Source organism: Roseovarius albus (genome assembly GCF_900172335.1).
In the GTDB taxonomy this organism is placed as follows: domain Bacteria; phylum Pseudomonadota; class Alphaproteobacteria; order Rhodobacterales; family Rhodobacteraceae; genus Roseovarius; species Roseovarius albus.
Map to the genome: position 1 here is coordinate 164,230 of NZ_FWFX01000003.1, position 16,934 is coordinate 181,163.

At 55.1% G+C, this 16,934-nt stretch carries 11 protein-coding genes; 6 read left to right on the forward strand and 5 right to left on the reverse strand.

The genetic code is table 11. The features are described from left to right. Window positions 1-203: 203 nt before the first annotated feature. Entirely contained in the window at window positions 204-1,364 is a 1,161-nt protein-coding gene (locus tag ROA7450_RS06180; RefSeq protein WP_085804819.1) for an amidohydrolase, read from the reverse strand. A 130-nt stretch (window positions 1,365-1,494) separates the two neighbouring features. On the opposite strand from ROA7450_RS06180, the gene ROA7450_RS06185 reads away from it, so the two are divergent. After that, window positions 1,495-2,454 (forward strand): LysR family transcriptional regulator, encoded by a 960-nt coding sequence (locus ROA7450_RS06185; RefSeq protein WP_159454008.1) that lies wholly within the window; start codon window positions 1,495-1,497, stop codon window positions 2,452-2,454. Between the two features lie 197 nt (window positions 2,455-2,651). Here ROA7450_RS06185 and ROA7450_RS06190 read toward each other — a convergent pair whose 3' ends face one another. After that, entirely contained in the window at window positions 2,652-3,611 is a 960-nt protein-coding gene (locus tag ROA7450_RS06190; protein ID WP_085804821.1) for an L-malyl-CoA/beta-methylmalyl-CoA lyase, read from the reverse strand. A 229-nt stretch (window positions 3,612-3,840) separates the two neighbouring features. Between ROA7450_RS06190 and ROA7450_RS06195 the strand changes: the two genes are divergently transcribed. The 5 genes from ROA7450_RS06195 to ROA7450_RS06215 all read left to right on the forward strand — a co-directional run bounded on the left by ROA7450_RS06195 (window position 3,841) and on the right by ROA7450_RS06215 (window position 9,386). Continuing rightward, complete coding sequence (locus tag ROA7450_RS06195) at window positions 3,841-5,124, forward strand: alkene reductase (protein WP_085804822.1); 1,284 nt, start codon at window positions 3,841-3,843, stop codon at window positions 5,122-5,124. Next, entirely contained in the window at window positions 5,121-6,377 is a 1,257-nt protein-coding gene (locus ROA7450_RS06200) for an MFS transporter (protein ID WP_085804823.1), read from the forward strand. The genes ROA7450_RS06195 and ROA7450_RS06200 overlap by 4 nt, the downstream gene beginning before the upstream one ends. A 107-nt stretch (window positions 6,378-6,484) precedes the next feature. Then, window positions 6,485-7,486, forward strand: a complete 1,002-nt coding sequence (gene dgcN / locus ROA7450_RS06205; RefSeq protein ID WP_085804824.1) for an N-acetyltransferase DgcN — start codon at window positions 6,485-6,487, stop codon at window positions 7,484-7,486. A gap of 69 nt (window positions 7,487-7,555) precedes the next feature. Then, entirely contained in the window at window positions 7,556-8,521 is a 966-nt protein-coding gene (gene dgcA / locus ROA7450_RS06210) for an N-acetyl-D-Glu racemase DgcA (RefSeq protein WP_085804825.1), read from the forward strand. 1 nt (window position 8,522) lies between these two features. Then, entirely contained in the window at window positions 8,523-9,386 is an 864-nt protein-coding gene (locus tag ROA7450_RS06215) for a D-amino-acid transaminase (RefSeq protein WP_085805046.1), read from the forward strand. A gap of 68 nt (window positions 9,387-9,454) precedes the next feature. On the opposite strand, the gene ROA7450_RS06220 is transcribed toward ROA7450_RS06215, so the two are convergent. The 3 genes from ROA7450_RS06220 to ROA7450_RS06230 form a co-directional block, all read right to left on the reverse strand. Further along, complete coding sequence (locus ROA7450_RS06220; protein WP_370738200.1) at window positions 9,455-10,249, reverse strand: mechanosensitive ion channel family protein; 795 nt, start codon at window positions 10,247-10,249, stop codon at window positions 9,455-9,457. Between the two features lie 195 nt (window positions 10,250-10,444). Then, on the reverse strand, window positions 10,445-13,288 hold the full coding sequence (locus ROA7450_RS06225) for a matrixin family metalloprotease (RefSeq protein ID WP_085804827.1): 2,844 nt from the start codon (window positions 13,286-13,288) through the stop codon (window positions 10,445-10,447). Between the two features lie 123 nt (window positions 13,289-13,411). After that, window positions 13,412-16,744 (reverse strand): calcium-binding protein, encoded by a 3,333-nt coding sequence (locus ROA7450_RS06230; protein WP_159454009.1) that lies wholly within the window; start codon window positions 16,742-16,744, stop codon window positions 13,412-13,414. Window positions 16,745-16,934 lie beyond the last annotated feature (190 nt).

The window sequence follows — 16,934 nt, forward strand, 5'->3', positions numbered from 1 at the left end:
GCCCGGGACCTCCCGCGGCGCGGTTTTCTTTTGGGCATACCGAAAAACTATCTGGTCAACTTTGCGGAACATTCCTGCTGCTCGAAACACGAAGAGTTCCTCATATCTTCTGCTCTTGTAGTCACAACTGACGTCAGGGCATAGTGCGCCAACCGCTCAGCTTCTACACATTGGCAAGTGGATATCAAAGTTACTGAGCGTTTTCACTGTTTGTGGGTGGATTCGATCATGTGCGCGAAAAATGATGCTCCAATGGGCGCAACATCATCATTAAAGTCGAACTTTGAAGTATGCAGACCAGGACCATCGCCCTGGCCTAGAAAGAGAAAGGCACCTGGTCTTTCCCGAAGCATGTAGGCAAAATCCTCAGCACCCAAAACCGGATTGACTGAGGTGTCCACGCTGTCTGATCCAACAATATCACTGGCGACGCCGACAGCTACGCTCGTTTGATTGTCGTCGTTAACAACCGGCGGGTAGTATGTGACTATATTGACTTCGGCAGAGGCACCAAATGCCTGAGCCTGGCCATGTGCAATCTCTTTGATGCGCTCACGTACCATCACCTGCATTTCCGGTTGCAGGCAACGGATCGTCCCCGCCAAGCGCACGCTGTCAGGTATGACATTGGTCGCATTCCCGCCATTGAAACACGTAAGCGAAACGGTCACCTGGGTACTTGTCGGCATGTTGCGTGCGACGATACTGTTCAGGGCTTGCCCGATCATCATTGCGGGCTGAAACGGATCAATCACTGTATCGTGAAAGGCAGCGTGCCCCCCTTTACCGGTTACAACAATTTCGAAATCGTCAATTGCACCAAGCATTGGCCCTGGTCGGGTCTGGAAAATACCTTTCGGTATGTTGGGCCATGTATGCAGGGCGAAAACCCTTTCGATGCCGAAACGGGACATGACGCCTTCTTCGACCATAATACGCCCGCCGCCACTGTCTTCCTCGGCAGGCTGAAACAAGAGAACAACTTGGCCCGTAAAATTTCGGGTGCTGGCAAGATACTTAGCCGCGCCGAGCAACATCGTGGTGTGACCATCATGACCGCAAGAATGAGCGATACCTTCATTTTTTGACTGCCAAGGCAGATCAGAGTTTTCTAGAATTGGCAGAGCGTCCATATCAGCCCGTAGACCGGTAACCGGACCATCTCCGTTGCCGGGGATGACGGCAACCACTCCAGACGTAGCGATACCTGTATAAATTTCTGTGATTCCAAATTCTCGCAACCGCTCGCAAACGAATGCGGCTGTCTCATGGCAGTCAAGGTCAAGCTCGGGGTTCGTGTGGATATGGCGTCGCCATTGAATCATTTCGTCGGCATATGCCGCAATGTCAGGAAGTACAGGCATGTAACGCTCCTATTCAAATTTTGGTTTTAGTGCGAACAACAGACGACACCATGCCGCTTGAATTCGCTCACATTCCTGCACTTTTTTCAAAAAATTATGTTGCAATAAACAACAAATTAAGAAACATCAGTTGCAGTCAAATGAAACCAACAGCAGATATCATATGGCTCAACGCACAACAAAGCTGAACGTAACGAACGGAGATTTGCGTCTCGCCAGGATCTTTTTGAAGATTGTCGAGAACGGCGGCATTTCCGCTTCCGAAGAAGAACTTGGCGTCAACAAATCAACGATTTCACGGCATTTGGCCGATTTTGAAACGCGATTGGGACTGACCCTTTGTGAACGAGGTCGAAGCGGTTTTCGCCTAACGCTGGATGGAGAGCGGGTTGTTGAGTTTGTTGAGCGATTGCTGGCCTCGGTTGACGATTTCTCAACCAATATTTCCGGGTTGAACGAAGCGGCCGAAGGACATCTTCGTATCGGCGCAATGGACAGTTGCATAAATGACCCGGACAACCCGACCAAACAGCATCTATATAATTTCAAAAAATCTCACCCCAATGTAAACTTCTCCCTCAAAATTGGCAAAATAACGAAGCTTGAGCGTGCTGTGATGGACGGGCGGTTACATGCAGCTATTTTGCCGTTGTATTGGCAAAATGATAGCTTTGACTATTTCGAACTTTATCAGGAGCGTGTGGGCCTTTTTGCAGGGCAAAAGCACGCTGTAACGCAAGCAAAACGCAATGGTCAAAAACTTACGGTAGATGATGTTTATCAGCACCCTTTGATATCTCGCGGCTCCAGAGAGCCTCCTTCGATCAGGTCGCGCAAAGCAAAATTCGCGATTGGTCCAACTGTCCCTGATGGAGAAGCAATTATGGCCTTGGTTACCTGTGGTCTGTATCTGAGCTTTATGCCCACATACGCAGCAATGGACAGCAGTCGAGGCCTCGTTGAAATCCTGCCAGACAAGTTCGCGTATAAAATGCCGGTTTGCTTGGTTTCGAAAAAGACGCACCAACACTCTACTTTGGTTCAGCGCTTTCTAGAATTTGTAGCTCAGGGAATTGAGAAAAGTAGCTGACCTTTCCAATACGCGTCCCAACTCACAATGCCTGCGAGAGGCGAAAGTAGCTTCGTTTCATGTCCTGAACAAACGGCGCCTTGGAGAGAAATGAAGACCTGGTTAGAGCTAAAAGTGGGCAATTGCTAAAAGGGCGTGTGAACATTGTCTTTACTTCGGCGCGGAATGCTGCGGCACCATAGCACCGCAGCTATTGTTTACTTCCCAGCGATCATTTCCGCTTGGTTCACAATCACTTCGGCCTGTTTGATCGAGGCAATATCGACAAGGCGACCTTTGTAGACAGTCGCACCTTCACCGCGTGCTTTGGCATCGGCCATAGCTTGCAGGATCTCGCGGGCTTCTTGCACAGCTTCGTCGGACGGGGTGAACACCTCGTTCGCCAGTGCGATTTGTTTGGGGTGGATCGCCCACTTACCGACCATGCCCATGGTCGCAGCGCGTTTGGCCTGTGCGCGGAAGCCTTCGTCATCCGAGAAGTCACCAAATGGCCCGTCAACTGGCAGCACGCCATGCGTCCGGCAGGCCGCCACAATCGCGGCTGTCGCCCAGTGCCAAGCGTCACCCCAGTAGTTCTGGCCATCACGCACCATGTAATAGTTTTCCTGCGTGCCGCCGATGCCGGTGGTCGCCATGCCCATGGATGCGGCAAAGTCCGCCGCGCCCAAGCTCATCGCCTGCAAGCGTGGGGACGACGCAGCAATTTCTTCAACGTGCGCGATACCTGCCGCCGATTCGATGATCACCTCGAAACTAATCGGCTTGGTGCGGCCTTTGGCGGTTTCAATCGCCGTGACCAGCGCATCAACGGCGTACACGTCTGCTGCACAGCCGACCTTGGGGATCATGATCTGATCAATGCGATCTCCGGCCTGTTCCATCAGATCCACCACATCACGATACCACCAACCGGTATCCAGACCATTGATCCGCACCGACAGGTACTTGTTGCCCCAATCAATCGTGTTGATCGCCTCAATGGTGTTGGCGCGAGCAATATCTTTATCCGTTGGCGCAACAGAATCTTCGAGGTCGATATTGATCACATCTGCCGCCGAGGCCGCCATTTTTTCAAACAGCTTGGTATTTGAGCCAGGGCCGAACAGTTGGCAACGGTTAGGGCGTTCGGGGGCTTGGGGTTGCAGGCGGAAGCTCATCTTAGGCACTCCTTTGAGCAATGAAGTTGCGTAAATTCTCGGGCCATCGATATGAAATTACGCAAAGGGGGGCAAGTTTATTTTGCACCTGCAGCATTCTACCGTGGCGTCGGGCTGGGAAAGGGCGAAAACCGATCAGGCGGTCGTAAAACGTCCCGATGGTTCGGAAACGACCGCCATGTCGAAAACAGAAGCGTCAACGCAGGAATTTTCTGAGACGGCTTGAACTATGGATGCGACCCCTTTGTTCGACCCGATCACAATCGGCAAGATCGCGTTAAACCACCGCGTGGTTCTGGCGCCGATGACCCGTATCCGAGCGGATGAAGCCACGCTCGCCCCGACCGATCTAACCGCGCTCTATTATGCCCAACGCGCGAGCGAAGGTGGATTGCTGATCACCGAAGCCGTTCACATCTCGCCTGAGGCCACGCCCGTCTGGTCAATCTACCCGCGCGTTGCCGAGGTTGGCGGTCATGTTCCTGGCATCTGGACCGACGTGCAAACGCAGGCGTGGAAGGAGGTAGTCGCGGGTGTGCATGCCAAGGGCGGCAAAATCTTCTGCCAGCTGTTGCACACGGGCCGTGTCGCACAGCCGGAGATTGGTCAGCATCCATTGGTGACAGGCACCGGTGCGCCCCTGCCTCCAGTGTCCTCCTCGACCACCGCAATCGAAGCCACCAGCGAAGAAGGCAACCAATACAACTGGAACAAAGCAGCGATACCACCGCGCGCCTTATCCGAGGACAACATCCAACGGGTCATCGGAGACTATGCGCGTGCTGCCCAGAACGCACGAGTTGCGGGATTCGATGGCGTTGAGCTGCACGCCGCACATGGCTACCTGATCGAGCAATTCTTGAATAACGGCGTAAACAACCGCACTGACCGATATGGCGGTTCCATCGAAAACCGCTGCAATTTGCTGTTCGAAGTGGTTCAGTCGTTGATTGATGTCATGGGTGAGGGGCGTGTTGGCGTCCGCCTGTCCCCCACCCACATTGATCCGCAAACCGGCAAATCGCAGCAGGTTTACTTTGGCGTTCGCGACAGTGATCCTGTTTCGCTTTACTCAGTAGCTATCGAATGTCTGAACACCTTTCCCTTAGCTTACCTCATGCTCACCGAGCCACGCGTTGGCGGATTGGGCGATCATGTCGAAGAGGAACGCGCCTACCAGCATCCCTTGGCCAATTCCCGTTATCGCAGTCTCTATAAAGGCACCCTGATCGGCGCTGGCGGCTTTACCCCGACAACGGCTGCGCAAGCAGTTCGGGACGGGGCTTACGATTTGATCGCCTTTGGCCGATGGTTTTTGTCCAACCCCGATTTGCCGGAGCGTCTTCGTCTTGGGACGCCGCTCAACGTTTATGAACGCAGCACCTTTTATGGTGCAGGCGCCGAAGGCTACACTGACTATCCAACCCGCACTGGACCCAAGGGGCGCTTCCGATTAATGGAGCCAGCTCAAATAGGCACATCCCTAGCCACCAGCAGAAAGACAATACAATGAAACGTGCACTCTTTGAAAACTGGGCCCTGTTTTTGGGCATGATGATGTTGATGGTGGCCAACGGATTGTTGGTGACCCTGCTGACCATCCGTGGCAATGATCTGGGCTTTAGCGAGTTTACGATTTCGATCATGCAGGCCTGCTATCCGCTTGGGGCCTTGCTGGGCACAGTGATTGCCCCGCTCTGGGTCGAAAAGGTTGGCCACATTCGGGTGTTTTCAGCGCTGGCCTCTCTGGTCTCGGTCTCGGCCATTGTGCACCTACTGACGAGCGACCCGATCAGCTGGAGCGCCATGCGTTTCTTTGCCGGTTTCTGTTTCCCGGGCCTCTACGTGGTGACTGAAAGCTGGTTGAATGCGAAATCTGAAAACCGGATCCGGGCGCAGGTTCTGTCCATCTATTTCATCATCCAGCTTGCAGGCCCGGCCCTTGGCACCGCCATGGTGGGCCTGCCGGATCCCAGCGGCAATCTGCTCTTTGGGATTGTATCGATCCTGATTTCGCTAGCCATCGTGCCGTTGCTTTTGTCCAACAACAAAGCGCCGGAATATACCGCTCCTGAGCGTATGTCTGTCGGCAAGCTTTACAAAGTCTCGCCCATGGCCGTGACCGGGATCGTGTTGATGAGCGCGGGCGTTTCTGCCTGGTTCATTGCATTGCCCCTCTACGGTTTGCAAAACGGATTTAACGATGCGCAGGCATCGGGTGCACTGGTGATCGCGATGATTGCGGCCGCGCTTGTACAGTATCCTCTTGGCTGGCTCTCAGACAACACAGACCGACGTTATGTCGTGATCGGCCTCGGCGTAGTCTCAGCCCTCGCCGCACTGTGGATGGTCGTGGACACATTGCCATCCCATATCGTCTTTGGCTTCGCAATCATCGCGGCCTCCACCCTGCCGGTTTACTCCATCCTTGCCGCACACGCGAATGATCAGCTTAGCGCAGGCCAAATCGTTCCGGCCAGCGGCACAATGGTGTTTTTGCTGCAGTTGGGACAGGTATTCGGGATGCTGCTCGGGCCGAACGCCACGCAGATGGCGGATGGTCGTGGCCTTCAGATCATGCTGGCAGTAATTGGAGTTGGTGTCGCTTTGATCGCCATCGCACGCCGCGTCACAACCGAGGCTCCAGAAGATACAGGCGAGGTTCAACCCACTGGCGTTCTTGGCATGGCGCAACCCGGCATGCTGCAAGCTGAAGTCATGGCAGCGGAAGAGGTCGAAGATAATTCTAATAATGTAACCCAATAGGGTTATATCTTCGACATTTTCGTCATAAAAAGGTGAATTCAACAAAATTTCGCACGCATTCCATCAGATTATACCTTGAACCTCGATTCTGGGATGGGAGACGCGCCATGATTGAAACACCTTATCTGCTTTTCCTGGGCGATGCGCCCGACATGTTGGCCGCCAAGGTGGCCATTGGCATTCGCGACTGGCGTCCTGAAAACGCCCTTGGTCAGATCCGTCTACCCGGTTGCGGCGCGGACCTTGGGCTTAAGGACATGACACTGACCGAGGCGCGCGAGGCTGGCGTGAAAACCGTCGTGATCGGAGTCGCCAACCGGGGTGGCGTGATCAGCGCGGCGTGGAAAGAGGTTCTGATCGAAGCGCTAGAAATGGGCTTTGATCTGGCATCTGGCCTGCACAACCTTTTGCGTGATGAGGGTGATCTGGTTGCCGCTGCTCAGACCTTTGGCGGCACGCTGCATGACGTCCGTGTTCCCACTGTCGGCTACCCAATCGCCAACGGCGTCAAACGCACAGGAAAGCGCTGCCTTGCGGTCGGCACCGACTGTTCCGTTGGCAAGATGTACACCGCCATGGCAATGGAACGCGATATGGCGGCACGCGGCATGAAGACCACCTTCCGCGCGACAGGCCAAACCGGCATCCTGATCACCGGCCACGGTGTGCCGCTCGACGCGGTTATTGCTGACTTCATGGCAGGCTCCATTGAGTATCTGACACCAGACAATGACGCAGATCACTGGGACATGATCGAAGGTCAAGGCAGCCTGTTCCACGTTTCATATTCTGGCGTGACCATGGCCCTGATCCACGGCGGCCAACCCGACGCGTTGATCCTATGTCACGAACCAACCCGCGAACATATGCGCGGCCTTCCCGGTTATTCCCTGCCCAGCCTCGAAAAACTGCGCGATACGGTCCTACCGATTGCTCAGGTGGCCAACCCCGGTTGTCAGGTTGTCGGCATCTCGGTCAACACGCAGCACATGTCCGAGGGAGATGCGCGCGCCTATCTGGCTGAGGTCGAGGAGCTCATGGGCCTGCCCGCGACAGATCCTTATCGCTTTGGATCGGACAAACTGGTGGACGCGCTCGCCGCGATCTGATCAGAAACAAGCATTGGCGGCACTTAGCGGTCGCCAATGCACTTTCGATATTGAGACAAGGCCGCCACAATGCAGATTGCCGTCACTCGCGACACCTTCAAACTCGCTCAGGTATTTACCATCAGCCGCGGCTCTCGTACCGAAGCCAAGGTTCTGACTGTCCGTATCACCGATGGCGCGCACAACGGATGGGGTGAATGCGTGCCCTATGCGCGTTATGATGAAACACTGGACAGTGTCGAAGCGGAGATCGCCGCGCTGCCTGAAACCCTCACCCGTGCTGCGCTTTACGATCTGCTGCCTGCCGGGGCTGCCCGCAACGCGGTCGACTGCGCGCTTTGGGATCTTGAGGCCAAGAAAACTGGCAAACGTGCGTGGGATTTGGCAGGCGTGTCTGCTCCTGGACCCGAGATCACCGCCTATACTCTGTCCCTAGACACGCCGGAAAAGATGCAAACGCAGGCGGCTGAAAACGCCTTTCGCCCATTGCTAAAAATCAAACTTGGCACACCGGATGACATGCCCCGACTTGAGGCGGTCCGTGCCGGGGCGCCCAAATCAACCATCATCGTTGACGCCAACGAAGGTTGGAGTGCTGCAGTCTATGCTGATCTGGCCCCGCATCTGGTCCGACTAGGCGTGGCTTTGGTCGAACAACCCCTGCCTGCTGGCGAGGACGACGCTCTGATCGGAATGGAGCGCCCCGTTCCTGTCTGTGCGGATGAGAGCTGCCATGATCGTACCAGCCTACCCAAACTCAAAGGCAAGTACGACGTTGTGAACATCAAGCTCGACAAAACCGGTGGGTTGACCGAGGCCCTCGAGTTACGCCGCGCAGCGTTGGCCGAAGGGTACAAAGTCATGGTCGGCTGCATGGTCGGCAGCTCTCTTGCCATGGCCCCTGCAACATTGGTTGCACAGGGTGCCATGATTACAGACCTTGACGGGCCGCTTCTCTTGGCCGAAGACCGAGACAACGCTTTGAAATTTGATGCCGCCGGGGTGCACCCCCCTGCCGCCGAACTCTGGGGATAATGTGATGCGCACAGTTTACGTGAATGGCGAATACCTGCCCGAAACCGAGGCGAAAATCTCGATCTTTGATCGCGGCTTTCTGATGGCCGATGGCGTTTATGAGGTGACCAGCGTGCTGGATGGCAAATTGATCGATTTCGAAGGCCATGCTGTGCGTTTGCAACGTTCGCTTGATGAGCTCGACATGCAATCGGCGTGTAGTAAGGAAGAGCTGTTGGAGATCCACCGCGAGCTGGTGCGGATCAATGAAATTGATGAGGGTCTGATCTATCTGCAGGTCACCCGTGGCAGTGACGGGGATCGCGATTTTGTATTTCCTGACCCAGTAACAACCAAGCCCACAATCGTTTTGTTCACCCAGAGCAAACCCGGCCTGGCTGACAATCCCGCCGCCCAAAAGGGTGCCAAGATCATCTCGATCGAGGACATCCGCTGGGGTCGCCGCGACATCAAAACCGTGCAACTACTCTATCCTTCGATGGGCAAGATGATGGCCAAAGCTGCTGGATGTGATGATGCGTGGCTGATTGAAGACGGCTATGTCACAGAGGGCACTTCAAACAACGCTTACTTTGTGAAAAACGGCAAAATCGTCACCCGCCCGCTGTCAAACAACATCCTGCACGGGATCACCCGCAAAGCTGTCCTGCGTCTGGCAGCCGAGGCCCAGATGGAAATCGAAGAACGGCTGTTCACCATTGATGAGGCCAAGGAAGCAGATGAGGCTTTCACCACTTCCGCCAGTGCGTTTGTCATGCCCGTGGTAGAGATTGATGGCGTAGCGTTAGGCGATGGCAGCCCCGGACCCATCGCCCAGCGTCTGCGCGAAATTTATCTAGACGAAAGTCGCAAAGCGGCGATCTAAAAAACCCTAGATATAGCGTCAATAGTCACCCAACCGGGTGGCTGTTTGCTTTTGGAATACTAAGACCCTTAGCCTTCTTTGTGAATTTCCACAGAATGAGGATAAGGAATAGTAACACCACCTTTGTCAAAGGCTTCCTTGACGGCTTGCGTCATCTCAAATTTCAGTTCCCAGTAATCTGCACCGTTGCACCACAGGCGTGCTGTCAGATCGACAGAGCTGTCACCAAGATTTGTCACGCGCGCCCATGGCTCCGGATCTTTGAATACGCGTTCATCCGCAGCTGCCTGATCCAGGATGATCTGCATCGCCTTATCTGCATCATCGCCGTAATCAATCCCAAATGTCAGATCCAGTCGGCGGGTATCGTGATGTGAATAGTTCGTGATGATCGAACCCCAAGCTTGGCCGTTAGGGATGATGATCTGAACGTTATCAACTGTCACCAGTTCAGTCACAAACAGATTGATGTCCACAACGGTACCAGATGTGCCGCCAATATCGACAAACTGATCGATCTTGTACGGGCGAAACAGGATCAACATGAAACCGGACGCCAAATCGCTCAACGTGCCCTGCAAGGCCAGACCAATGGCCAATGTCGCGGCACTGAGCATGGCAACAATACTGGTGGTTTGAATACCAAAGACAGCCAGCACAGCTGCCAAAACCATCAACAAAATAACCCATTTGATGATACTGGCGACAAAATTGCCCAACGTCTTGTCAATGTTCACATTCTTGTTGATACGGCTGCGCACCATACTGCTTAAGATACCGGCCGCCACCCATCCCACGATAAGAATAAGCAGCGCTTTGCAGACATTGATCACCACCGGTAAAAAACCTCCAAGGCTTTCCATTATCCCTTCCATTTCGACCTCTCAGACTCGAATGTTCCAGTGCTGTTTGCACCACTCATCACGCGCATTTTAGATATCTGCAATACCGCAAAGCGCCTTCAATTCTCCTATACGAAATACCCCAGCCATAACGCCAGACATTTCCCCCACCTCATGAAGGGGAAAATTCAGCGCGCAAACTCATACGCCCCACCCTCAAAAGATGAAATCTGTGCCATCAAGGGCGGTGAGGTCACGGTTCATGAGGGTGATTGAGTTGCCGTCGCCGGTTTGGATGAACGTGTCGTCGCCCTCCTGGCTGGATGCATTGATCACGGCCTCAAAGTCGTTGAGTGTGCTCAGGCTGCTGAAGTCGATCTTTTCCGAGCTGCGGGTCGAGAAGAAGGTGACCACATCGTTGCCGTGGTTGTCGGCAAAGACAAAGGTGTCGCTACCGAACGAGCCGGTCAGCGTGTCGTCGCCCACGCCGCCCGTCAGCGTGTCATTGCCCGCGCCGCCATGCAGGCTGTCATTGTCGGCCCCGCCATCCAGCTGATCATCGCCATCCCAGCCCATCAGCTTGTCATTGCCGGTCCCGCCGGTCAGTGCGTCGTTGCCGGTCCAGCCGCTCAGGCTGTCGTCGCCTGCGCCACCATCTACGCTGTCATGCCCGCTTGAGCCGAACATTGTATCGTTGCCCTCACCGCCCGACAGCGTGTCGCTGTTCGAGCCGCCGTGCAGCCAGTCGTCGCCGTCACCGCCCTCAAGCGTGTCATTGCCGCTCCAGCCGCGCAGGCTGTCCGCGCCATCACCACCCGATACGCTGTCGTCACCGCTCCAGCCGCTCAGGCTGTCGTTGCCATCGCCGCCCAGCACCGTGTCATCGCCGGTTGAGCCGGAAATGGTGTCGTTGCCGATCCCGCCCAGCAAGGTGTCATTGCCCGAGCCGCCATTCATGCTGTCGTGGCCTTCGCCACCTTCCAGCCGGTCATTGCCGCTCCAGCCGCGCATGATGTCGTCGCCAGCCTCACCGGTGACCAGGTCATTGCCGCTCCAACCGCTCAGGCTGTCATTGCCATCGCCGCCCGACACGCTGTCGTCACCCGTCGAGCCCGAGATCGTGTCGTTGCCATCGCCACCTTCGATGGTGTCATTGTCCGCGCCGCCGTTGATGTTGTCGGCCCCGTCACCGCCATAGATCAGGTCATTGCCGGCCCAGCCCTTGACTCGGTCAGCCCCGGCATTGCCCGTGATCGTGTCGTTGCCGCTCCAGCCGCTCAGACTGTCATTGCCCACGCCGCCGATCACGCTGTCATCGCCGCTCGAGCCGTAAAGCGTGTCGTTACCATCGCCGCCCAGCACCGTGTCATTGTCATCACCGCCGCTCAGCCAATCGTTGCCATCGCCGCCATTCAGGTTGTCATTGCCCGCCTGACCATACAACCGGTCATTGTCCACGCCGCCATCCAGGCTGTCATTGCCCGTCCCGCCATATAGCGTATCGCGCCCTTCGCCGCCCTCAAGCGTGTCAGCGCCGTCGTCCACAGAGCCGTCAAAGCTGGATCCGTAGCCTTTGAGGGAATCATTACCAGTGCCGCCATCAAGACTGTCATCACCGTCCCCGCCATAGAGGCTGTCCCAACCGGCGTCCCCAAGCAGCGTATCGTCGCCAGCCTGGCCGTAGATCAGGTCGCTATCAACACCACCGTCCAAACTGTCGTTGCCATTGCCACCGTAAAGCGTATCACGTCCCTCACCGCCCTCAAGCGTGTCAGCACCGTCATCTTCAGCCGACGCATAGCGAAGGCCATAACCCTTCAGTAGGTCATTTCCGGTACCACCAATCAGACTGTCGTCGCCAAACTCGCCATACAAACGGTCATTGCCAGCCCCGCCGTCGATGGTATCAAGACCAGCCCCACCATAAAGGGTGTCCCGACCTTCAAGGCCAGTGATATCATCAGAAAATACGCCACCACGTAAAAGTTCTGAACCACTGGTCCCTACAAGTGGATTTGGCCCACCGTCAGATCCTGATTTTGCTAAGATCGTGTTAAATGACGAAAAATCAGAGGTAACCAGCGATCTGCCGCCTGAACTACGCAATTGATAGGTTTCTTCACCATAAGTGATTTCCACCCCCCAACTCCGCTGCGTAATGACCAAGTCATCAAAGCCAACTTCGTTCCCCAGACTTGTCAAATTCAGCTTGTCAGACAGTGGTTCAAAATCCATAATGACGTCGATCTGCCCATCGGCACTCAACTCAAATTGATCTGCACCGTCACCGCCGGTCAAACTGTCTACGCCGCCACCGTCGATCAATGTATCATTCCCCGCCCCCGCAGAGATATCATCGTCCCCGTTCTTGCCGTCTATTTTTTGCGTACCTTCTCCACTCGAGATCGTATTGTCGCGGTCGTTCGCATTTATCGTGATATTTTCAGGGGTATCATAGATTGTCAGGTTGTTCCGAGCTGACGCAAAGTCATACACCACAGGTCTATCGTCTTGTGCGCCATAGATTTCTCGTATCGTCGAAATATCAAGAGGCCTTAATTCAGTTGCACTCAGTGTTGGCGTCATCACCGAATCTTGCCCTTGATCCGCGTGATCCAGCCCAATTGCATGGCCTATTTCATGCAGCGCCAACGCGTCGAATTGCGATTGGCTGGTCCGAACTATGAAATCCTTGTCCAACAGAATATCGCCTGCGATTGCTGAACCATAAGAGGACGGGTAATACGCAATCCCCGCTGTGCTCCCCGGTATCGGGCCAAAGAAAATTCGAATATCTACAGTATTGGTCGATCCAGGGTTTCCCCCGGGGTCTGCGACTTGCATAAACTCAATATTGCCTTCGTCGAACCAAGCATCGAACGCGGTCCTGAGCCGTGCCTCAACGTCAAAACCAGAATTGATTGGCACATTTGTTGATCGACCACCTGTCTCGACAAACTCATCAAGCTTGTAACCAGATCCCGCAATGCTCCACGTCACTACGCCGGCGGCATCTCCCAGCCCCGGTGTCCCCCAATTGCTTCCTGACACCAAGCTCATGTTATTTCCCACAGCGCTATCGTTTCCCGGTGTTTTCAATCACATATGTGGCGAAATACGGAACTTATTCGTGTCTAAAATATGCCTTGGTATCGTTGGCGTGAATACGCCCCCCTAAATGAGTCAAAAGATGAAATCTGTGCCATCAAGGGCGGTGAGGTCACGGTTCATGAGGGTGATTGAGTTGCCGTCGCCGGTTTGGATGAACGTGTCGTCGCCCTCCTGGCTGGATGCATTGATCACGGCCTCAAAGTCGTTGAGTGTGCTCAGGCTGCTGAAGTCGATCTTTTCCGAGCTGCGGGTCGAGAAGAAGGTGACCACATCGTTGCCGTGGTTGTCGGCAAAGACAAAGGTGTCGCTACCGAACGAGCCGGTCAGCGTGTCGTCGCCCACGCCGCCCGTCAGCGTGTCATTGCCCGCGCCGCCATGCAGGCTGTCATTGTCGGCCCCGCCATCCAGCTGATCATCGCCATCCCAGCCCATCAGCTTGTCATTGCCGGTCCCGCCGGTCAGTGCGTCGTTGCCGGTCCAGCCGCTCAGGCTGTCGTCGCCTGCGCCACCATCTACGCTGTCATGCCCGCTTGAGCCGAACATTGTATCGTTGCCCTCACCGCCCGACAGCGTGTCGCTGTTCGAGCCGCCGTGCAGCCAGTCGTCGCCGTCACCGCCCTCAAGCGTGTCATTGCCGCTCCAGCCGCGCAGGCTGTCCGCGCCATCACCACCCGATACGCTGTCGTCACCGCTCCAGCCGCTCAGGCTGTCGTTGCCATCGCCGCCCAGCACCGTGTCATCGCCGGTTGAGCCGGAAATGGTGTCGTTGCCGATCCCGCCCAGCAAGGTGTCATTGCCCGAGCCGCCATTCATGCTGTCGTGGCCTTCGCCACCTTCCAGCCTGTCATTGCCGCTCCAGCCGCGCATGATGTCGTCGCCAGCCTCACCGGTGACCAGGTCATTGCCGCTCCAACCGCTCAGGCTGTCATTGCCATCGCCGCCCGACACGCTGTCGTCACCCGTCGAGCCCGAGATCGTGTCGTTGCCATCGCCACCTTCGATGGTGTCATTGTCCGCGCCGCCGTTGATGTTGTCGGCCCCGTCACCGCCATAGATCAGGTCATTGCCGGCCCAGCCCTTGACTCGGTCAGCCCCGGCATTGCCCGTGATCGTGTCGTTGCCGCTCCAGCCGCTCAGACTGTCATTGCCCACGCCGCCGATCACGCTGTCATCGCCGCTCGAGCCGTAAAGCGTGTCGTTACCATCGCCGCCCAGCACCGTGTCATTGTCATCACCGCCGCTCAGCCAATCGTTGCCATCGCCGCCATTCAGGTTGTCATTGCCCGCCTGACCATACAACCGGTCATTGTCCACGCCGCCATCCAGGCTGTCATTGCCCGTCCCGCCATATAGCGTGTCGCGCCCTTCGCCACCCGACAGCGTGTCGTTGCCGTCATTGACCGACGACACATACCGCAGCCCATACCCCTTGATCCAGTCGTGGCCCCCTCCCCCAACCAGACTGTCACCATCATTGCCGCCATAGAGCCGATCCTTCCCCTCTCCACCCGTCAGCGTGTCCGCCCCCGTGTGACCGAAGATTCTGTCGCCATCTGCACCACCATCCAGGCTGTCATCGCCATTGCCACCGTAAAGCGTGTCACGGCCCTCACCACCCGAGAGCGTATCAGCTCCATCATCCTCGGACGGCGCATATTGCACCCCATACCCCTTCATCCAGTCGTGGCCATCTCCCCCAACGAGACTGTCGTCGCCCGACTCCCCATACAAACGATCATTCCCAGTCCCGCCCTGCAACGTGTCTAGGCCAGCTCCTCCGTAAAGACTGTCCTTCCCTGCAAGACCAGAGAGCAGATCATCCGTGTCAGCACCATTTATTCTTTCATTTCGATCAGTGCCTGTGGCACTGGTTAATTGGGACTGTGGATTCAAAATCACCCCACTCGCACGATCCGTGGAAATGAAGTTTACGCGCATCAGGTCGCTGGTTGATAAGATATTTCCCCCCGCACCACGTATTTCAAATCTCTCATCCCCATATCTCAGTTCAACACCCCAGTCGCGTTGCAACTTGACCAGCGCAACGAAACTCCAATGCACCCCCAAACCCGTAAAATCGAGGCGATCTTGTGCGTGATCAAAATCATCGACTCGGTCAATCTCGTTGTCGGCTATAAAAATAAAATCATCCGTACCAGCACCGCCAATTAATGTGTCCGCACCCCCTCCATCAATGATGATGTCGTCACCAGCATGCCCTTCGATCCGCTCATCGCCATCCAGACCGGATAGAATATCATCTCCTGCACCTCCTTGAAGCAACGTGCTTCCACTTGACGCTAGTTGCACAGCCTGGACTACGGATAACTCTACTTCGAAGGCGGAAAGATAAGGTACTGACTCGGTCGACACCCATATTGAGAGGCCACCATTGTGTGCGATCATCTCGATATTGGTGATCCCTCGAAGTGGCACCTCGGCAGTGACTGCAAAACTTTCCAGATAATGCAGGCGCCCATCGGGCAAAACAGTTAAGAGAGACAAGCCATTGTCGTTTCCGGCGGCCAGTACAAAGTTTTGCCCATTGATTTGAACCACCTCGATGAATTTGGCATTGGCAAACCGCGTGTCCTGATTGTCCAAGATGTGATCCACCGCATGAAGCTGCCCATCGATCATCATGCGAAATACTGTCAGCGAGCCACTGCCCGAAGCCGCAGCTATAATGTAGCTGTGCCCTGCAACTTGAACATCGGCAATCGCCTCGAGTGTTGTGGCGGCAAACAGCTCTGTATCAGCCGTGACCAAAGACACTTGGCTCAAGCTGCCATCTGGATTTTTGCGAAACACCGCGATGGCTTCTTCGACGAACCAACTGGCAATCGCATAATCAGATACTCCAACTCGCAAGGACAACAAGTCTGAGACTCTATCTTGTCGCAGATGTTCAGAAGTTGTGAGCGAAGTAGCCGATAGTGCCCCCTGAGCATCAAAACTGAGTTGAACCAACTCTCCCGTTCGCAGTGCACCAATTGCTACATTCGAAAACCCACCTTCAAAAATTGCCATCTCCATCAGATTGAAGGCGTCCACTCCGGCAACAGTACCCGCATGAAATTGTAATGAATCTTTCGATAAGCTCTGTAGCGATGGGCTGTTCAACCCAATGAGCAGTAAGCCCTCACCGGCTTCACCAGATCGTAACACGAGATCTGTCCGTTCAAGCTGTAGCCAGTCCTCGCCGATCTCAAGATGATCAAAATATGTTAAATTTCCGGTCGCCGCATTAATTTGATAGCGCACGAGCTGACCGCCCCCTCGAGTGACGGAAACAAGCATTGGTCCCCCTGCACCATTCACCACAGCAAGGTCAGTGATCCCCACTAACCCGTTTTGCGCAGCCCCCTGAACGGGCCCGATCATACTGAACTTTGTGCGCGCCACATCCATCCTCATTTGTTCGTATCACTGGGAATGAAACGCTGACACGGTGACGTGAACAAACAGTGAATATTTTTATTCAAATCCGTCGAATCTCTGCTTCCAGGCTATCCCTAAAATTCGGCATCTCGTCACCGCGCACGTCCAATTAAGTTACTGTTAACGCTTACGAAACAAGGTCATGCTGTTCAGT

What these genes read in the sequence shown, in the direction of transcription:
- ROA7450_RS06220 (WP_370738200.1), bottom strand. Translation starts at nt 10,249, where the DNA reads ATGGAAAGCCTTGGAGGTTTTTTACCGGTGGTGATCAATGTCTGCAAA.
- ROA7450_RS06190 (WP_085804821.1), bottom strand. Translation starts at nt 3,611, where the DNA reads ATGAGCTTCCGCCTGCAACCCCAAGCCCCCGAACGCCCTAACCGTTGC.
- ROA7450_RS06200 (WP_085804823.1), top strand. Translation starts at nt 5,121, where the DNA reads ATGAAACGTGCACTCTTTGAAAACTGGGCCCTGTTTTTGGGCATGATG.
- dgcA (WP_085804825.1), top strand. Translation starts at nt 7,556, where the DNA reads ATGCAGATTGCCGTCACTCGCGACACCTTCAAACTCGCTCAGGTATTT.
- ROA7450_RS06180 (WP_085804819.1), bottom strand. Translation starts at nt 1,364, where the DNA reads ATGCCTGTACTTCCTGACATTGCGGCATATGCCGACGAAATGATTCAA.
- ROA7450_RS06225 (WP_085804827.1), bottom strand. Translation starts at nt 13,288, where the DNA reads ATGAGCTTGGTGTCAGGAAGCAATTGGGGGACACCGGGGCTGGGAGAT.
- ROA7450_RS06195 (WP_085804822.1), top strand. Translation starts at nt 3,841, where the DNA reads ATGGATGCGACCCCTTTGTTCGACCCGATCACAATCGGCAAGATCGCG.
- dgcN (WP_085804824.1), top strand. Translation starts at nt 6,485, where the DNA reads ATGATTGAAACACCTTATCTGCTTTTCCTGGGCGATGCGCCCGACATG.